At 40.6% G+C, this 18,938-nt stretch carries 11 protein-coding genes; 8 read left to right on the top strand and 3 right to left on the bottom strand.

Going from position 1 to position 18,938, the window contains the following annotated elements; genetic code table 11:
• Positions 1 to 198 precede the first annotated feature (198 nt).
• Genes HWV00_RS13785 through HWV00_RS13760 form a run of 6 tightly spaced genes read left to right on the top strand, consistent with a single transcriptional unit; the run spans position 199 to position 7,897 of the window.
• Positions 199 to 1,851 carry a cyclic peptide export ABC transporter gene (locus HWV00_RS13785; protein WP_211682149.1) on the top strand — a complete coding sequence of 551 codons (1,653 nt, stop codon included), beginning with the start codon at positions 199 to 201 and terminating at the stop codon, positions 1,849 to 1,851.
• Positions 1,851 to 3,662, top strand: coding sequence for an extracellular solute-binding protein (locus HWV00_RS13780; RefSeq protein ID WP_211682147.1), 1,812 nt, complete (start codon positions 1,851 to 1,853; stop codon positions 3,660 to 3,662). Before HWV00_RS13785 ends, HWV00_RS13780 begins: the two co-directional genes overlap by 1 nt.
• Complete coding sequence (locus HWV00_RS13775) at positions 3,625 to 4,716, top strand: ABC transporter permease subunit (protein WP_255554569.1); 1,092 nt, start codon at positions 3,625 to 3,627, stop codon at positions 4,714 to 4,716. Before HWV00_RS13780 ends, HWV00_RS13775 begins: the two co-directional genes overlap by 38 nt.
• Entirely contained in the window at positions 4,713 to 5,768 is a 1,056-nt protein-coding gene (locus HWV00_RS13770; RefSeq protein WP_255554567.1) for an ABC transporter permease, read from the top strand. The genes HWV00_RS13775 and HWV00_RS13770 overlap by 4 nt, the downstream gene beginning before the upstream one ends.
• Complete coding sequence (locus HWV00_RS13765; RefSeq protein ID WP_211682145.1) at positions 5,755 to 7,323, top strand: ATP-binding cassette domain-containing protein; 1,569 nt, start codon at positions 5,755 to 5,757, stop codon at positions 7,321 to 7,323. Before HWV00_RS13770 ends, HWV00_RS13765 begins: the two co-directional genes overlap by 14 nt.
• Positions 7,298 to 7,897, top strand: coding sequence for a nitroreductase (locus tag HWV00_RS13760; protein ID WP_211682143.1), 600 nt, complete (start codon positions 7,298 to 7,300; stop codon positions 7,895 to 7,897). The genes HWV00_RS13765 and HWV00_RS13760 overlap by 26 nt, the downstream gene beginning before the upstream one ends.
• Here the strand turns inward: HWV00_RS13760 and HWV00_RS13755 are convergent.
• The 3 genes from HWV00_RS13755 to HWV00_RS13745 all read right to left on the bottom strand — a co-directional run bounded on the left by HWV00_RS13755 (position 7,890) and on the right by HWV00_RS13745 (position 11,198).
• Positions 7,890 to 8,606: a thioesterase II family protein gene (locus tag HWV00_RS13755; protein WP_211682141.1), complete on the bottom strand. Its 717-nt coding sequence runs from the start codon at positions 8,604 to 8,606 to the stop codon at positions 7,890 to 7,892. The genes HWV00_RS13760 and HWV00_RS13755 overlap by 8 nt on opposite strands.
• A gap of 66 nt (positions 8,607 to 8,672) precedes the next feature.
• Positions 8,673 to 10,958, bottom strand: a complete 2,286-nt coding sequence (locus HWV00_RS13750; RefSeq protein ID WP_211682139.1) for a TonB-dependent siderophore receptor — start codon at positions 10,956 to 10,958, stop codon at positions 8,673 to 8,675.
• A gap of 45 nt (positions 10,959 to 11,003) precedes the next feature.
• Complete coding sequence (locus HWV00_RS13745) at positions 11,004 to 11,198, bottom strand: MbtH family NRPS accessory protein (RefSeq protein WP_211682137.1); 195 nt, start codon at positions 11,196 to 11,198, stop codon at positions 11,004 to 11,006.
• Between the two features lie 141 nt (positions 11,199 to 11,339).
• Here HWV00_RS13745 and HWV00_RS13740 point away from each other — a divergent pair, with 141 nt between their 5' ends.
• Together HWV00_RS13740 and HWV00_RS13735 are read left to right on the top strand one after the other, a co-directional pair.
• Positions 11,340 to 12,305, top strand: a complete 966-nt coding sequence (locus HWV00_RS13740; RefSeq protein WP_211682135.1) for a TauD/TfdA family dioxygenase — start codon at positions 11,340 to 11,342, stop codon at positions 12,303 to 12,305.
• Positions 12,306 to 12,316: 11 nt separating this feature from the next.
• Entirely contained in the window at positions 12,317 to 18,937 is a 6,621-nt protein-coding gene (locus HWV00_RS13735) for a non-ribosomal peptide synthetase (protein WP_211682133.1), read from the top strand.
• Position 18,938 lies beyond the last annotated feature (1 nt).

The raw sequence follows: 18,938 nt of genomic DNA, 5'->3' as shown, positions 1-18,938 counted from the left end.
CCCCATTCCTCGTTTTTTGTTCTTTGTTTCAAGGCTTCGCGTATGGCGTTATTACAACTTATTAAGAAATCACGCATTTATTTATAAAAAAACCTTTATGCAAATAAGAATGATTAGTGTTAACATCCTAATACTTTTGTAAAACAACAATATTTTAATGTGTTGTTATCATAACTCTAACAAGCAGTGTTGTTTATCATGAACGCAAAGTTAATTCTGTCTTTATTAAAAGGTGACTATTCAAAATTTGTAGTCGCAATATTTCTTAGTGCATTAAGTGCTGCAGCTGGTGTATCCGTTATCGCATTTATTAATGAAGCGATTAGTCGATTAAGTGTCGGTACTGATTTTCCAATCACTTTATTTTTTGCCCTCATATTTCTATTATTTGGATTGAGTTATATCTCTCAATCTCAGATTACTCGGTTAGGCCATCGTGTTGTATATGAGCTTAGGTTGAGCATGAGCCGCAGGTTAATGAATATGTCTGTCGAACGTGTCGATCAGTTAGGCCAGCCAACTATTCTTGCTACTTTAACCAAAGATATTGCAGCGATAAGCCAAGCGTTTAATAGCTTACCCTTTGTTGTGTTTGGCGCATCAGTGGTGCTCTTTACGTATGCGTATTTATTTTGGTTGTCAGCGACATTCTTTATTGCGACGCTTGTGATGAGTACTGTATCGATTGTTTTCGGCCGCCGATTAATGATCGCATCCCGTGATTATAAAAAGCGCGTACGAGAAAATGATGACGTATTATTTGACAGCTATGATGCTATGTTACGGGGTCGAAATGAGCTTAAATTAAGTCAAGAACGCCGCACCTCTTTTTATCATGATCAATTGCAAGCATCAGCAGAGCAGGCGAGGGTGTTAGATACAAAAGCAGATCGACTTACAGTACTTAACGGCAGCTGGATAAATACATCTGTATTGCTATTAATCGCACTTGTTTTACTTATGCATACCCAATTCCAAATTGGAACATCGGAACAAGTGACTGGATATGCATTGGCAATCCTATTCTTGCGTTCACCTTTGGCTGGACTTGTTGGTTCATTACCTGCACTTATCATTGGCTCTGTCGCTTATGCCAAAGTGTCATCGTTAGAATTATCAGAAGACAAAAATGAACTGAATACACTTCCTGCACTTCAGACGTCATGGAAAACACTTCAGCTGGATAAAATTGAATATGACTACCCAAGTGACGATGGCGAATCAGGCTTTTCTGTTGGACCAATTGATTTAACGATTAATCAAGGGGAGTTGATTTTCTGGGTAGGTGGAAATGGCAGTGGGAAGTCAACTTGCGCACGCCTGCTTACCGGTTTATATAGTGCGCACCGTGGAACCATTACATTTTCTGATACTGTGATTAATGAACATAATCTTGATTGGTATCGTAATCATTTTTCTGTGGTTTTCGCTGATTTTTATCTATTCAAAAATATTATTAATGAAAATGGGGTTAAGCCCGATCCAGTACTGGTTGAACACTATCTAACGAAACTTGCTTTAAATAATAAAGTTGAAGTGGTTGATGGTCGTCTTAGTACAACTGAACTATCTCAAGGGCAGCGTAAGCGTTTAGCATTATTATTGGCATACCTTGAAGACCGCAGCATCATTGTTCTTGATGAATGGGCTGCCGATCAAGATCCGACCTTCCGACGTATTTTTTATACCGAGTTACTGCCAGAGCTTAAAGCACGCGGTAAAACGATTATAGCCATCACACATGACGATCATTATTTCCATCTTGCAGATAAACTATACCGTATTGATGCAGGACAATTATCCCCTATTAACAATGAAGTGAATAAACTAACTATGGAGCAAGCTAGCTAATGGATATACAGCAATCTATTCGAAGGTTATTAGGGGGGGCGTTAGTTTCAATCGCGGCATTTAGTCCTTCTGTGCTGGCCGAATATACCAGTCATGGTATCAGCTTGTATGGTGAACCAAAGTATACCGAGCACTTTAGTCATTTTGATTATGCGAATCCTAATGCGCCTAAACAAGGTGAGTTGGTGATGGCAGAAATGGGAAGTTTTGATTCTTTACATCAATTTATCGATTTAGGTAAAAAACCGAGAGGGTTATTCTGGCTTTATGATCGACTAACGGTTCGTGGTCATGATAAAGATGAGATTAAAACGCGTTATGGTTGGTTAGCTGAAAAGATGACAATCGCTGATGATTACTCTTCGGTTATTTACGCTTTAAGAAAAGAAGCTAAGTTTAGTGACGGTTATCCAGTGACAGCTGAAGATGTGGCGTACTCGTTAAACCTGTATCGTGAAAGTGGTTTAAGCAATATTAAATCGCGTTTTAAAATGGTTAAGTCGGTTGAAGTTATTGATCCTTTGACGGTGAAAATTAATTTTGGTGATGATGGTAGCCGCTTACAAATATTAAACTCGGGTAACTTACCTGTATTACCAAAGCATATCTGGCAACAAAAAGACTTCACACAGCCATCGCTTGATATTCCGGTTGGTTCTGGCCCTTATAAAGTAACCTCTGTGGATCCTGGTCGTGGGATTACTTATGCACTAAGGGATGATTACTGGGGTAAAAACTTACCTGTCAATAAGGGAAAATATAACTTTAAGAATATCAAAGTAGAGTATTTCCGCGATCGTAACGCAGCAGTGCAAGCGCTTAAAAGCAATGATGTAAATTATATTGCTGAAACGAATCTCTTACGCTGGAATAAGTTGTACCAAGGCGACGTGTTTAGCGCTGGAACGGTTGTTAAAGATAAGATCAATTACGACGCCCCTTCTTTTGTTACGGCAATGGTATTTAATTTAAGACAAGCTAAATTTGATGATCGCAGAACGCGAGAAGCGTTAGTTACCGCATTTGATTTTGAGTGGTTAAATAAAAAAGCATTTAATAATCAATACACTCGCGCTACAAGTCTATTTAACAATAGCTTCTTGGCCGCAGATGGATTACCTACAGCGCAGGAAAAAGCAGTATTAACGCCACTGTCTGCACAATTGCCAGCTCAGGTATTATCCAGTGAATTTACATTACCAAGCACAGATGGCTCAGGGCGTAACCGTCAGAATTTATTAAAAGCACAAACCTTATTAAAAGAGGCTGGCTGGAAAGTCAAAAGTAATAAATTGGTTCATAGTGTGACGGGCGAGGTGATGACGATTAATTTCTTATTACCATCACCAGCCATGAAACCTGCAATCGGTGCTTATATTCAAACACTGAAAAAACTGGGTATTAGCTCAAACATAACAGTCAAAACCGGTACTGAATATTACAAACTATTAATGCAACGTCAGTTTGATATGACCCCAAGTCAATATAAAGTTCGAATTCCGCCAAATACGGAGTTACGTTCATCGCTTAAATCTGAATTTTCGGGTGTTGCGTCAAGTTATAATATCAGCGGTATTCAAGATCCTGCCATTGATGAATTGGTCGAAGGACTTGTTCAGTCAGACAGTTATGCGGATACGCAAGCATACGGACGCGCATTAGACCGAGTGTTGAAATGGAACTATTACTATTTACCATTGTGGGCACGTAACTTTCAGTTAGTTGCTTATCAGAACTATATTGAAAAACCGTTACAAGCACCAAAGTATGGTTATGAAGTTGAATTCTGGTGGGATGAGCGCTCGAAGTAATATGTTTAATCTTTATTTTATTCGTCGTTTGTTGTTAGTGTTTCCGACGCTATTTATTATTATTTCGTTAAACTTTTTCTTGCTTCAGTGGTTGCCTGGTGGGCCTGTAGAGGCCGCTTTAGCCAAGCAGCAAGGCATTGATAGTTCGGCAAATGCGCTTTTTTATGAGACTGACCAAATCACTAATGGTCAGCTTATTGATGACCAGTTGCGAGACAAAATTGCGCGAGAGTATGGTTTTGATAAGCCACTATGGCAACGTTATACAGAAACGCTCAGTCGTTATTTATCATTCGAATTAGGGACAAGTTATTTTAGTAAACTTCCTGTAGGGGAATTAATTTTTTCTAAGCTACCTGTCTCTTTATCTTTGGGTTTTTGGACTTTGTTCCTTACCTATTTAATCGCAATACCGCTAGGGGTGATGAAGGCGAATAATCAAGGTGGTATGTTTGATTCGACATCAAGTTTACTGCTGTTTATCGCTTATGCAGTACCGACTTTTATTATCGCTATTATGTTATTGATTTTATTTTCTGGTGGCGTTTTTAGTTGGTTCCCGCTGCGGGGACTTGTTTCTGCAAATCATGCTGACTTATCCATTACAGGGCAGCTTCTCGATTACTTTTGGCATTTATGCTTACCTGTTGCAGCTTGTGTTGCCAGTGGCTTGGCTTCGTTAACTGTCTTAACTCGTAATTCTATAATTGACCAAATGGCGCAACCTTATTTAGATACAGCTATCTGTATGGGGGAAAGCCGAACTGGTGCAATGTTCAATCATGTATTGCCTAATAGTATGTTAGTTATCGTTGCTCGGTTACCTTCGGATTTATTGTCTATTTTCATTGGTGGCACCTTGCTTGTTGAAATTGTATTCTCACTCGATGGCGTTGCCTTATTAGGTTTTGAGGCGCTATTAGAACGAGATTACCCTGTGGTATTAGGTATTCTATATTGCTATTCATTATTGGGTCTTGTCTTGAATTTGGTTGGTGATTTGATATATCGCTGGGTTGATCCACGCGTTGATTTTTCCGAGGTTAACGGATGATGGATGTTAGTCAAGGTGTTGTAAATGAGCAGAATAATACAAAGAAGAGCAATCGTCGATTTAGTACATTAAGACGAGGGAAATATGCTGCGGTTGTTTTTTTTATATTGTTCTTGGTTAGCCTATGTTCAGAATTAATCGCGAATGATAAACCGCTACTTATTAGCTATAAAGGAACGTTATTTTTTCCTATTTTAGTCAGTTACCCCGAGACTCAATTTGGTGGTGATTTTGATTCAGAAGCGGACTATACCGATCCTTTTTTAAGTGAGCAGATCGCAAAGCAAGGCTGGGCATTATGGCCGTTTGTGCATTATAGCTACAGTACCATTAATTATGAGCTTAGCTATCCGTCACCCCCAACTTCCGAAAACTGGTTAGGGTTGGATGATCAGGGGCGTGATGTTTTTGCTCGGCTTCTTTATGGTATACGTATTAGCCTAGGTTTCTCCTTTTTTATTACCCTCAATATTGCGTTGTTGGCATTAGTTGCTGGTACATTGCAAGGGTATTTTGGCGGCTTAGTCGATCTGTTTGGTCAGCGAGTTAGCGAAATTTTGGGCTCGGTTCCCGTGATGTTTGTTGTCATGATTGTATCAAGTCTTATTCAGCCGAGCTTCTTTACCTTAAGTATGATTCTAGCCTTGTTTGGTTGGCATTATTTAGCGCAGCTAGTGCGAGCCGAGGTATTAAGAACACGTCAGCTGGAATATATCCAGTCGGCATTTATCGTCGGTGTTCCTGATTGGCGGATTATTTGGCGACACATTATGCCAAATGCACTTATTGCGACATTAAGTAGTCTGCCGTTTGTATTTTCTGGGGCGTTAGGCTCGCTCATTACGTTAGATTTTCTGGGGTTCGGGTTACCTGCTGGTTATCCTTCTTTAGGGGAGTTGATTTCGCAAGGTAAAAATAACTTGCACGCGCCTTGGTTAGGCTTAACGGGTTGTGGTGCAATTTTACTGATTGTGACATTAGTAGTGTTGATGAGTGAAGCAATCCAAGAATGGTTGAGCCCTTATAAGGATAAAGATCATGTTGAAGGTTGAAGGACTAAGTTATTGGATTGGAAAAGCGAAGCTGCTGGATAATATTAACTTTCAAGTTGATAGGGGACAAACTTTAGCTGTGGTTGGCGAAAGTGGTGCTGGAAAAACCTTATTATCCAAGTTATTACTGGGTATTGAGCCTAAAGCGGGTATGGTGAGTGGGTCTGTTCATATTAATGGACATAATTGCCGCACTTTTTCTGATCTTCAGTGGCAACATGTGAGAGGAAAGCAGATTGGCATGGTGTCTCAAGAACCCTTGTCAGCACTCAACCCTGTGAAACGTGTCGAGTGGCTGCTTAAGCGAGTAATTGCATTACATCATAAATCGGGTAAGTCATTCAGTGCGGGTAATACAGCTTTGTTAAATCAACGTATTGATGAGTTACTTGAACAAGTCGGTTTATCTTCAGACCTAAAAACACGTTACCCCCATCAATTGTCAGGAGGGCAGAGGCAAAGACTGCTTATTGCGCTGGCGATTGTGAATAACCCTACATTACTTGTTGCAGACGAGCCATCGACGGCACTTGATCCCGAGGTGCGTCAGCAAATTTTACTGCTGTTAAAACAGATCCAAACTCGAACTGGTATGGCTATCGTTCTCATCTCGCATGATTTACACATGGTAAGACAGGTTGCCGATCAAGTGATGGTATTACAAGAGGGTAAGGTTATTGAGCATAACCAAGCCTTACTGCTATTCAACGCCCCACAGCATGAGTACACGCAAGCTTTGCTTAGACCTATGCACTTTACTTCACCTAGGGTGCCGAGTAACCGAACTTTACTTAATGTAAACGACTTATCTGTAGATGTTAAGTCGACAGGCTGGTGGAGTAAACCGCAGCGATTATTGGATAACATTAATTTTTCGTTGAATGAAGGCGAAAGTATTGGAATTATAGGTCAGAGCGGTTCTGGAAAGTCCACGTTAGCGAAAGCGTTATTAAGACTTATGTCTGCGACAGGGTCTATTTATTTTGATGATCATGATTGGCTTAATGAAAAACGTCGAATGTTACGACTTCATCGCCATAAAATACAATTCGTATTTCAAGATACCGCCTCTAGTTTAAACCCTAGACTAACGATTGCCGAAACACTCACAGAAGGGTGTTTGGCTCAATTGCAAACAAATAATCTATCATCTCGACTCGATACAATTATGGCAGATGTAGGTTTACCTACCGCGTTTTTAAACCGTTATCCACACCAATTATCTGGCGGACAACGTCAACGTATTATGATTGCGAGAGCCTTGATTCTGTCACCTAAATTATTAATTTTAGACGAACCAACGACAGCATTAGATCAGGAAAATCGATACCGAATGATAACGTTACTGAAGTCGATTCAGGAAAAACATCAAATCAGCCTCGTATTGATTACCCATGATTTAACCTTACTTCAAGCACTATGCCATCAAGTATTGATATTAGAACAGGGTAAACAGGCTCAATATCAGTCTGTTGGTCATTGGCTGCCTGCTGAAAACACATATGATAAACAAGAAAAGGAATTTAATAATGAACCCATTGGAATCGTTGCTTGATCGCCGTTCATATAGCTTATCTAAATTAGGTCATCCAGCGCCTTCTGAAGACGAGCTTCGTAATTTATTTGACCTAGTGATGACAACACCTGATCACGGTAATGTGAAACCTTGGCGTTTTATTGTTGCCCGTGGTGATAACATGCAAAAATTAGGTGATTTGACGTTGGAGTTATACAAACGTCAAAGTGAAAATGGTGAGCTAAAAGATAAAGCGTATCGTTCTGCAAGGGATATTGCTGCAGTACCTATGATGATTATGGTGGTAACGAATCTTGATCCTGAACATAAAGTATCACTGTGGGACCAACGATTGTGCGCAGGAGCAGCAGCTCAGAACATCATGAATGGTTTGCATTTAATGGGCTATGGTGGTCTTTGGTATACATTTTTGGCTAACGACAATACTAAACCTATGTTTGGTATGAGCCCCGACGATCAGGTTGTAGGTGCAATTGCGGTCGGTACGCCAAAGTCTCATTTTGTGAAGAAGATTAAACGTCAGTCGCCCGAACGCTACTGTTTTGAATGGCAGGGATTAGGTGTTGCACCAACCCCTTTGTTTGCTAAATAACAGGCATTTTATTGTAAAGTTGTTGAGCAAGCGTGGCTAAGAAGAGTGGTAAATCTTGATTGAAATAAAAATGATCACCTGACATTTCTATTAATTCAAACTCTGATTCTGTGAACGAATGCCATTGCTCGACATTTTTCTTTTCAACTACCGGATCATGGCTGCCGTATATTGCTGTTATCGGTATTGATATTGCGGATGTATCACTGCAACTGTATTCTTCATTGAGCTTTAAATCGGCTCTGATTATAGGCAACATTAATGCCATCAATTCTGCGTGAGCCAATACTTCATCTGCTATTCCACCCATTGTTTTTAATGTCTTAATTATCTCGCTATCGGTTTGCTTGCTTGATAAGGATGAGGGGAGATTACAGAGCGGTCCCTGACGCGCCGAAATAATCAATTGTGAAGGTAAAGGCAATTTTAACTTGCTTAATAAGCGCGTGGTTTCAAAGCAGACTAACCCTCCTAAGCTGTGACCTAAAAAGGCAAACTCTGTTGTATGCGCTAGCTTCGGCTTAATTTGATTGATCAAGTCATGCGTTAATTCAGCGATTGAATCAACAGGGCTATCGCAGAAGCGAGTCCCTCTTGCTGGATATTCCAATGCCACCAGTTCAATATTTTGTTGTGCTAATAATACTTTCCATGATTGATACATACTGGCTGCACTGCCTGAAGAAGGAAAGCAAAAAAGTGTTTTCATTCAAATCTCCAATAAAAGAGGGACTCAATGAGTCCCTCTATTTTAATCATTTATACTCATACAATATTAGAAATTATATGCGGCACTCAATGAAATTGTTCTTGGAGAGCCTAAGTACACTGCATTCTGAGATGAATCAGATGATGCTGTGTAGTATTCTTCGTCAAATAAGTTTTTCACATTTAATTGAAGTTTTAGGTCGTTATCTGCAAAATCTGGAGCGTACCAAATAGCAGCATCAATGAGTGTGTAAGCATCTAAAGTATAATCATATTCTAGACGACGGTTACCAGCGCGGTCACCCACATAACGAACGCCACTACCAACACCCCATTCATGACTAGCTTGATACGTTAACCAAAGACTTGCATTATTTTTTGGTACGTTTACAGGTTTATTGATGTCGTCTGGTGCATCAATAAATTTAACGTCAGTATAACCATATGAAAATAGCGCCGTTAGGTCATCTGTAATAGCATAATCACCATCCAATTCAAAACCTTGGCTTTGTTGTTTATAAACGTCGTAGCTACCCGTGATATCACCAGCGTAGGCAACATTATCTAGTTCTACATGGTAGACAGTCGCAGTGAAATTCAAGCTGTGTCCTAGTAATGATAATTTACTGCCCGTTTCGTACTGAAGACCTTGTTGTGCATCAACCCAATCTTTTTTAACTGAGTCATATTTTTGGTTAGGTAAATAAGAGTTAGTTACATTACCAAAGAAAGATACCTGACTATTGAGTTTGTACAAGGCACCAGCTTGGAAGCTAATATTTTTTTCTGTTGGGCTTTCTGATGCTGTATTCGCGAGTGGAACACCAATCGCGGCTGCATTTTTCTGAAGTGTTGGATCCCACGTGTTTTCATATTTAGCTTTAAAGATGTCATAGCGTGCACCAAGAACGAAACTCCAATCATTCAGTTCGATTAAATCTTGGGCAAAAACACTGTATTCGGTGAGTTCCTGTCTGATTTGCATTGTACTGTACATGTCATCAGGATAGGGTGCTAAACTCGGATCTCCAGTGTAATAATCATAGCTCCCTTTACCTGTATCCGGTGTGCCAAGCGCATATTTAGAATAAAGAATGTATTCATTTTTACTCCAACTAGCAGACGCTAATTGGTCTTCTTTTTCTTTATAATGCGTATAATCAGCACCTATAATTACGCGATGTTCAAGTTGAGCTGTATTAAACTCAATATTATTTTCCCAAGAGTATAACTGGGTATTACTAGAGAGTTCACTGCCATTGATATAGCGATTTATCGTACCGTCAAAGGCTACGCTGGCACCATCTTGACCGTAAACAGGGCCTTTTTGAGATGCTGCTGAAGACGCATAAAAGTGAACTCGTTCAGCTGAGCCTTCTCTATCGTAATTACGCGCTTTTATACGCATGCTCCAGTAATCATTGACGGAATGGTCAATATCAAGGCCAAATTTATGGACTTCACGTTCTTGACGAGAGAAATCACTGCCTAAATCATTCTCACCAATATCTAAGAATTCCCAACCTGTATTGGTGCTATTACGCACTGCTAATGTACCGCGGTCAAAAGGTAATTCTTCTTTATTATATTTATAAGAGAATGTGAGTGTCGTATCGTCAGTCACTAGCCAGCTAAGACTTGGTGCAACATAAATTTGTTTACTATCTGAATTATCACGCCAGTCATCTGATTCATCAAAGACACCGACAAGACGATAAAGTAGGGTGCCACTGTCATTGGCTGCACCAGTGAAGTCTACGCTAAGTCGTTGTTTACCATGTTCATCGACGGTCGCTTTGACTTTATTTTGTGATATTGGAGTCGGACGTTTACTGATTAAATTAATTAAGCCACCAGGACTCATATTACCATATAGAACGGACTCTGGGCCTTTCACTACTTCAACAGATTCTAGATCTTCAATGACTGCTTTGTCTTGAGCTAACCCGTAAACTCGAGTGCCATCTTCGTAAACATTAGCTTCATAACCACGGATTTTGAATAAATCGCGTGTGCCACCAAAGTTATTATGCTCTGTCACGTTACTGACGTTTTGCACTACATCACTTAGGTCTGAAGCATCCTGTTGTTCGATCACCTCTGAGTTGATGACTTGCACTGAACGGGGAACCGTAGACAAGTCAGCTTCTGAGCGCATGGTTGATTGGGCTATGTTACTGGTTAAAGTCTGTTTAATTCCGACTACTCTCGTAACCTGTACGTCTTCTGTTACGTCTTTATTTACATCTTGTTCTGATGAAAACGCTGACGTTGAGGTTGCGAGAAGAGTCATCACTAGATATTGCGGTTTTAATGACAGGCTAATGGCTTTAGCTAGTTTAGATTTGAGCATACTACATCCTATGTTAATGCTGATTTACGTTTACAGTTGTTAAAGTTATGTGAGTGCGTTTTTCAAAGATGCAGGGCGCATATCCGTCCACACTTTTTTAATTTCTTCTAAGCAATGTTCTTTACTGCCTTCAAAGCCCACGTCTTTCCAGCCAGTAGGTAATGGTTTATAGCTAGGCCAAATGGAAAACTGTTCTTCGGTGTTAATCACTATGTTAAATAATGTCGACGTTTGTTTCATGCTTAGCCTATATCTCAATTTAATGTTTAATATTTGTTTTAAAATGTGATTCATACCTATATGATACTGATTATCATTATCATTACCATTTAAAATTTAAATTATTTTATCTTATTTTAATTTTCACATGAGATTTTAGCTATGAGCACAACAACGAACTTACGTATTAACTCTATGTTTGCAGAACATGATTTACCGAAAATTGTAACCCCGACCTTAGGCGGACGATTATCGGATTATTTGCAAGGTGCACATCAGATTGTTGAAGAAGAGTTGCTACGCGCTGGTGGGGTTTTATTCCGAGGGTTTGATACGATAGGTGAAGAACCATTTCAAGAGTTTGCGCGTTCGTTTGGCTCTCCATTACTTAATTATGAATTTGCTTCGACACCCAGAACTGATCTTGGTGAAGGTGTTTATACCACTACTGAGTATCCCGCACATCAACAGATCCCACTGCATAATGAACAGGCTTACACGCTTAATTGGCCGATGAAAATTTGGTTTCACTGTATTACCCCAGCTGAAACTGAAGGTGAAACACCGATTGCGGATAGCCGCCTCATCTTCAATAAAATAGATCCTAAGATCCGCGAACGCTTTGACTCTAAAAAATTAAAATACGTTCGTAATTACGGTAATGGACTTGATCTGCCATGGGAAAAAGTATTTGCAACAGAAGATAAAAAACAAGTTGAACGATTTTGTCTGGCAAATAAGATTCACTTTGAATGGAAGTCTGATGGTGAATTACGAACTAGTCAGGTATGCCAAGGTGTTGCTCAGCACCCTAAAACGCATGAAATGGTCTGGTTCAATCAAGCGCACTTATTCCATGTTTCTAACCTTGAAGCCAACATTCGAGAAACCTTATTATCTGTCGTAGACGAAGAAGATCTGCCACGTAATGTGTATTACGGAGATGGTTCTCCTATCGAAGACTCTATTCTGGCTGAAATCCGTGGCGTCTTAGACGAGTGTACAATTAAATTTCCATGGCAGGCCGGAGATATTTTGATGCTTGATAATATGCTTACTGCTCACTCTCGTTCGCGTTTTACAGGCGCCCGTAAAGTTGTCGTTGCTATGGCTGAAGGTAATGTTTAGGAAGGTTTAAAATGGAATTGGAACAAAATAAAATGGAACAAAATGAACAAGGACTTCGACTAGATGTATCTTCGAATCAAAAATCGCTTTGGTTCTTATACAAGCTAGCCCCTGAATCTTCCGCGTATAATATGTATTTTTCTACCTTACTAGGTGGTAGAGAGCAGCATGCTATTGATATTCATTTATTAGAGCAGAGCTATTATCATACGATAGCGCACCATGATGCGCTTAAAACGGGTTATCAACAAGATGAAAAGGGCGTTTATGCTTTTCTCGCATCGCATAAATCAGCACATTTTTCTGTCGAAAAGCACAGCTTCACAGAAACAGAAAAGGATGATTGGATAGCAAAATGCGCTGATCAACCATTTGAATTAGAACAAGGTTATGTGTGCAGAGCTAATGTGTTGATAAATGACTCGGATGGTAAGGTAACACCTTATTTAATCGTGACATTGCATCATATTGCGGGTGATTTTTATTCTATTGAGCAAATGGTTGCTACTTGGGCCAAGTATTATTCTCAGCTTGTTGATAGCACAGCTGCTCCAGATTCTTCTGTGCAGTATAGCCAGTGGGTAACAGAACAAAAGCAATACCTTTCTTCAGATGCTGCAGATAAAGCGTTAGCGTTCTGGCGAAGTGAATTGGCTCCATTACCTGCACCTCTGTCTATTAGTACGGACTTTGAGCGTGGAGATATTCAAAAATTTGATGGTTGTGAGTTGCAATTTGATGGTAGCCAAGCGCTGACTGATAAAGTTACTACGTTGGTTCGTGAAACGAAGACTACATCATATACTGTCTTGTTAAGTGCTTTTCAGTTCTACTTACATAAACTGTCTGGGCAATCTAAGTTTTTAATTGCGTCGCCAACGATGGGGCGTTATACGCGAACCCATAAAGAAATTGTTGGTTATTGTGTTAATCCTTTTCTTATTCCAGCTGATTTTACAGAGCCAGGTAACTTTACTGAGCTGATCGTTGAACGTGCTCATTTTTATCGTCAATCATTACGTCACCAAAGAATGCCGCTGACAGAAATCAGTGAAGCATTGATGGATAATAGAAGTGCAGAACGGACCGCGGTTACTTCGCATATGTTTACTTATACACGTGCTAATGACCGTATTATTGGCATGCCGATATCCGATCATATCATTGACTCGGGACAGCGTGGCGCTGCACATGAACTTAATTTAGTTGTCTATGAATACGAGAATGCGTTCCGTTATCACTGGCGCTTTAACTCTTCACTATATACAGCTGAAACAGTGACTGCGATTGCTGACGGATTCTTTGAACTCTTAGAGGAATTGCTATTATCGCCTAATAAACCGCTTACCCAGCATCAATTAAAAGCTTGGTTGCCAGATACAACCCCCATGACTCCTAGTTACGAAACGGGGCTGGCGATGTGGCAAGATATTGCACCTACACAGCCTGCATTACTCTATAACGAACAGGTATTAACCGTTGCAGAGGTAAGTGAGCAAGCGTCTCGTTTAGCCTATGCGCTGTCTCAATCTAATGTGAATCACTGTGATCGCGTTGCTATTTTATTACCGCGAGGTGTAGATCAAGTGATCGCGATGCTCTCAGTTTGGTATGCCGGGGCTGCGTTTGTTCCGTTAGATGATGGACAGCCAAATGAGCGTACACAAACAATGCTTAAAGAAGCGGATGTAGAAGTATGTGTTGGTGCTGGCAACAGACCTGATTGGTTACCTGAAATTTATCAGTGGTTAGACGTGGTAGATACTTTAGCTCAAGCATCGCAACTCTTGGCACAACCGCTTAGGTTATGTGCAGATGATCCAGCTTATTTAATCTTTACCTCTGGTTCGACTGGTACACCCAAAGCCGTGTCCGTAGGGCATGGCGCACTGGCTTCTTATGTTGAAGCTGTAAACAGCCGCTTAGATCTACCAAAAAATAGTGTGTATGCGAGCCTTGCTAGTGTCGCCACTGATTTAGGCTACACAGCACTTTGGGCTGGATTATTATCTGGGAATCAAGTGCGTATTTTAGATCAAGAATTTATGCTTGATGCTGAAGGGTTAGCTGATCACTTGGCTCAATACCCAGTTGATATGCTTAAAGTTGTGCCTTCACATTTACAAGGGTTATTAGCATCGGAACGTAGTGAAATATTACCTCGGCACACGTTAGTTTTTGGTGGTGAGGAAGTAAATAATAGCTTACTCGAACAACTTCGAGTCTATTCTTCCGAGTTAAATGTTTTCAATCATTATGGTCCGACTGAAGCAACGGTAGGCGTTATTGCGGGGCGTCTACTTGCTGGTGAACCTACGGCTTTAGGTACACCGCTTGATGGTTGCCGAGTTTATCTATTAGATAGTTTACTTCAAGCAGTGCCCGTTGGCGCGATAGGTGATTTGTATATAGCGGGTAATCAGCTAGCGCAAGGGTATTGGCAAGACAGTGTGAAAACAGCGCAGAATTTCATTCGTGATCCATTTAATGCTGGTGAGCTTATGTATCGATCTGGTGATCGAGCGAAACAGTTGGCAGACGGACGAATTAAATTCATTGGTCGAGCTGATGGTCAGGTTAAGATTAGAGGGTATAGAGTTGAACTCGCTGAAATCGAAACTCAGCTTAATGCGCTGGCTGGTGTTGTTGAAGCTGCCATTGTATTCGATAAAATGGAAGGGCGTGAAAAACTCACCGCCGTTGTTGTGAGTAAGCAAGATAAAACAGAGTTATCTCATTTGTTATCAATGAGCTTACCTAGCTATATGCAACCGCATTACTGGCATTCAGTAGCTGAAATACCACGTACTATTAATGGTAAAGTCGATCGAAAAAATTTAATTGATATATTGAATCGTAGTACGAATGAGAGTGATTTAGATTCTGCGTTTTATTCAGAGCAAGGTGCTTTATTCTTCTGTCGCTTATTTGCTAAGGTCTTAAATAAGCAGGTAAATGAGATAACAAGTAGTGATGGTTTCTTTGCTATTGGTGGTGACTCTATTTTAGCGCTGCAACTAGTGGCAATCGCGCGGAAAGAAGGCGTTAAATTAACACCTCAGTTGTTATTTAAACATCAAACACCCGTTGAGTTAGCAGAGGTTATGGCTGATCAATTGCCCCAGCTGGATCCTAAGGAAAAACTTCATGAGCAAGCTATATCTGCTCTGGTTGAGCTCTGGTCAACGGCGTTATCAAAACAAAATATTAAATCGAGTGATAACTTCTTTGAAATAGGCGGTGATTCTATTTTAGCGCTGCAATTTATTGCTGCTGCACGAAAGAAAAATATCATTCTACGTCCTCAGGACGTATTTAAATATCAAACACTGGCTGATTTAGCGTTGTTTATAGCACCGCAGATAGAAGAGAAAAATACGAATGTTGAGCAAATATCTTCTACGACAGTGATAAATACTGAGCAATCTGTATCTCGTTATGATCTGGATGTTTTACCTGATACGTTAGCTGTTGATGATGTTACTGCCAACATTTCTGCTCGAGATCTAAATACGATTTGTCAGGATATTCCGGCATCTTTAATTGATGATTTGTTACCTTTGTCTCCGACTCAGCAAGGTATTTTGTTCCATTGCTTGCTGGATCAACAACCAGAGCTGTATTTAAACGTCACGAGCATGGCTCTCACAGGAAGTATAAATACAGGCGCTTTTCTTAGCGCATGGAAAAGCGCAGCGCTGCGTCATGATGTTACTCGAAGCCGATTTATTTGGCATGATCTTGAACAGCCATATCAGGTTGTATGTCGAGATACTGAAATGAACACCGTCATGCTTGATTGGCAGGCATTTTCGACATCTGAACAGAATACTAAATTTGAGACACTAGTAGCTAAAGAGCATCAAATTGGATTTAAACTGACCGATGCACCGCTTATGCGCGTGATTCTAGTTAAATTATCTCCACAAGAACATCGTCTGATATGGACGCGCCATCATTTGATTGTAGACGGTTGGACATCGGCATTAATTGCAGGTGATGCGATGGCTATTTACAAGCAAAAAGATTTATTACCTGCGCCGCACTATGCTGATTATTTTTCTTGGTTAGCACGTCAAGACATGACGTATGCGGGAAAAGAGTGGCAAGCATATTTAGCTGATTTTACTCAAACGACACATTTACCTCGTCCTGAAATGCCAATGCAAGGGCAAAAACATCGCCAGTATCAAATAGCTGAGTCTGTGACACAGAAGTTGAAGACGCAGGCTAGAACGCATGGTTTAACGTTAAATACCTTAGTACAACTGGCATGGGGGATTACGTTAAGTCGATTTACTGGTGGTTATGATGTGATATTTGGCATGACCTCTGCTGGACGCCCGCAGGAAGTTTCTGATATTGAGCACATGGCTGGCGTGTTCATTGCTAGTTTACCATTGCGTGCTAGTCTTAATCCCGCTGAACGATTAGTTGATTGTGCTGCGCAATTGCAGCTCGATGCATCTGAGTTACGAAGCATTGATTACATGCCACTTGCTGAGATCCAATCATATGTAGATCTTGAGCCTGGAGAGCTATTGTTTGATACCGCTCTTGTGTTCCAAAACTATCCATTTCCTAAAGAACTTCGGGATATGACCACGCCGAAGTTTGATCTACTTGAGGTATCTGAATCAAGTAACTTCCCGCTGATGTTACAGGTTGAACCGAGTCATGTACTGAATATTCACTGCTCTTTTGATACTCAAAAAGTCTCACAAGAGTTAGCGGCTAGTATGTTAACCACACTTGACGCGGCACTAACTTATCTTTCTGAAGACGTAGATACGTATACTTATCAACTTATTGAGTCGTTAACGTTACCTACAGTAGTGAATGAACCTCAAGTGGACTTACCTGCAAAGTGGGATTTATTAGACGAAGTTAAATTACGTGCGAATGAATATGGTGAAAACCTCGCCCTGATTACTGACAACCGCCAGTTAACTTATCAAGAGCTAGTCGTTGAAGTGTCAGAACTCGCTGGCGCAATGGGGAGGTTAAACCTCAATAATGAGCAGCCTATAGCCGTTTGTTTAGCACGTGAAGCTGATCTCGTTATTACGCTATTAGCAATTTATCAATTGGGCTTATCTTATATCCCACTCGATCCATTACAGCCACAACGCCGCTTGGAAGATATTTTAAATCAAGCTGAGCCTCAGTTAGTGATAACCGAACGTATTTTCGATTCTGCACCTTGTCTATCTCCGACGGCACTGAAAAAACAGCCTGAAGTATTTGATTCTGTAGTTGATTGCCACCCAAATCAATTGGCATACACGATTTTTACATCCGGCTCTACAGGTCGTCCTAAGGGTGTTCAAATTGATCGTGCCGCATTAAATTATTTCCTACAAGCGATACAGGATGTAGTGCATATATCAGCTGAAGATCGGCTGTTAGCAGTCACAACGATTGGGTTCGATATTGCAGTATTAGAATTATTCTTACCTTTAGTACACGGTGCAACTTTAGTGTTAGCTAACGAGCAACAGAGTAAAGATAGCCAAGCACTAAGTCAGTTATTATCTCAGCATAAAATCAGTGTGATGCAAGCAACACCTGCAACATGGCAAAGCTTAGCTGATATTGATAGTGCTTGGTGGTCATCACTTAATGTCCTGACTGGTGGTGAGGCGTTAAGTGCAGCATTAGCCGAATTATTGATAAAAAAAGCGGCTAGTGTGACGAATGTTTATGGTCCAACAGAGGCTACCGTTTGGGCATCAAGCTCGTCTGTTGAGCATGTAACTGGTAAATCCGCGGCACTGGGTAAGCCATTTAATAATACTCAGTTTTATGTTTTAGATAGTGCACTTCAGCCAGTATTGTCAGGTGTTGAAGGTGAGCTATATATCTCAGGATTAGGGTTAGCTCGCGGATATTTAAACCGTCCAAAACTAACCGCAGAGAGTTTCTTACCAGATCCTTTCTCACAAGCGCCAGGACAGCGTATGTATCGTACCGGAGATCGAGTTTATTTCGATTCAAAAGGTGAGTTGCAGTTCATCGGAAGGACTGATTTCCAAGTGAAATTACGTGGGTTTAGAATTGAATTGGGCGAAATAGAAGCCGTTCTTCAGGCGCAAAATGGTGTTAAGGAAGCGATTGCTCTTGTATGGCAGGCAGATACTGAACATGGCTATATCACTGCTTACGTTACGTTACGCAAATCTGTCGTCTTAGACAGTGAACTGCTGTTACGCCTGATTGCTGAGCATTTACCTGTTTATATGGTACCAACTGAAATTGTTATTCTCGATGCAATGCCACTGAACAGCAATGGCAAGATCGATCGCAAAGCGCTACCGGAATCTGATAGTCATGGTATGAGCCATTACCTATCGCCACAAACGGAGCTTGAGCATCAATTAGTGGATATTTGGCAACAAATCCTTGGCCATGATCAGATTGGCATCCAAGACAGTTTCTTTAGATTAGGCGGTAATTCGCTTTCAGCTACGCGCCTACAAGCTCGAATCCAGCGTACGTTCAGCGTACAGATCCCACTCGCTGAGTTATTCCACAATCCGACAATTGCCGAGCTAGCCATGCTTTTAGAAAAAGAGTCGTTGCAACAAGATGATCTGGCAATGATGGCTGATCTATTAGACCAATTTGAGTAAA

The organism is Moritella sp. 24 (assembly GCF_018219155.1).
In the GTDB taxonomy this organism is placed as follows: Bacteria; Pseudomonadota; Gammaproteobacteria; order Enterobacterales; family Moritellaceae; genus Moritella.
This window is presented reverse-complemented; position numbering and strand designations above follow the sequence as displayed.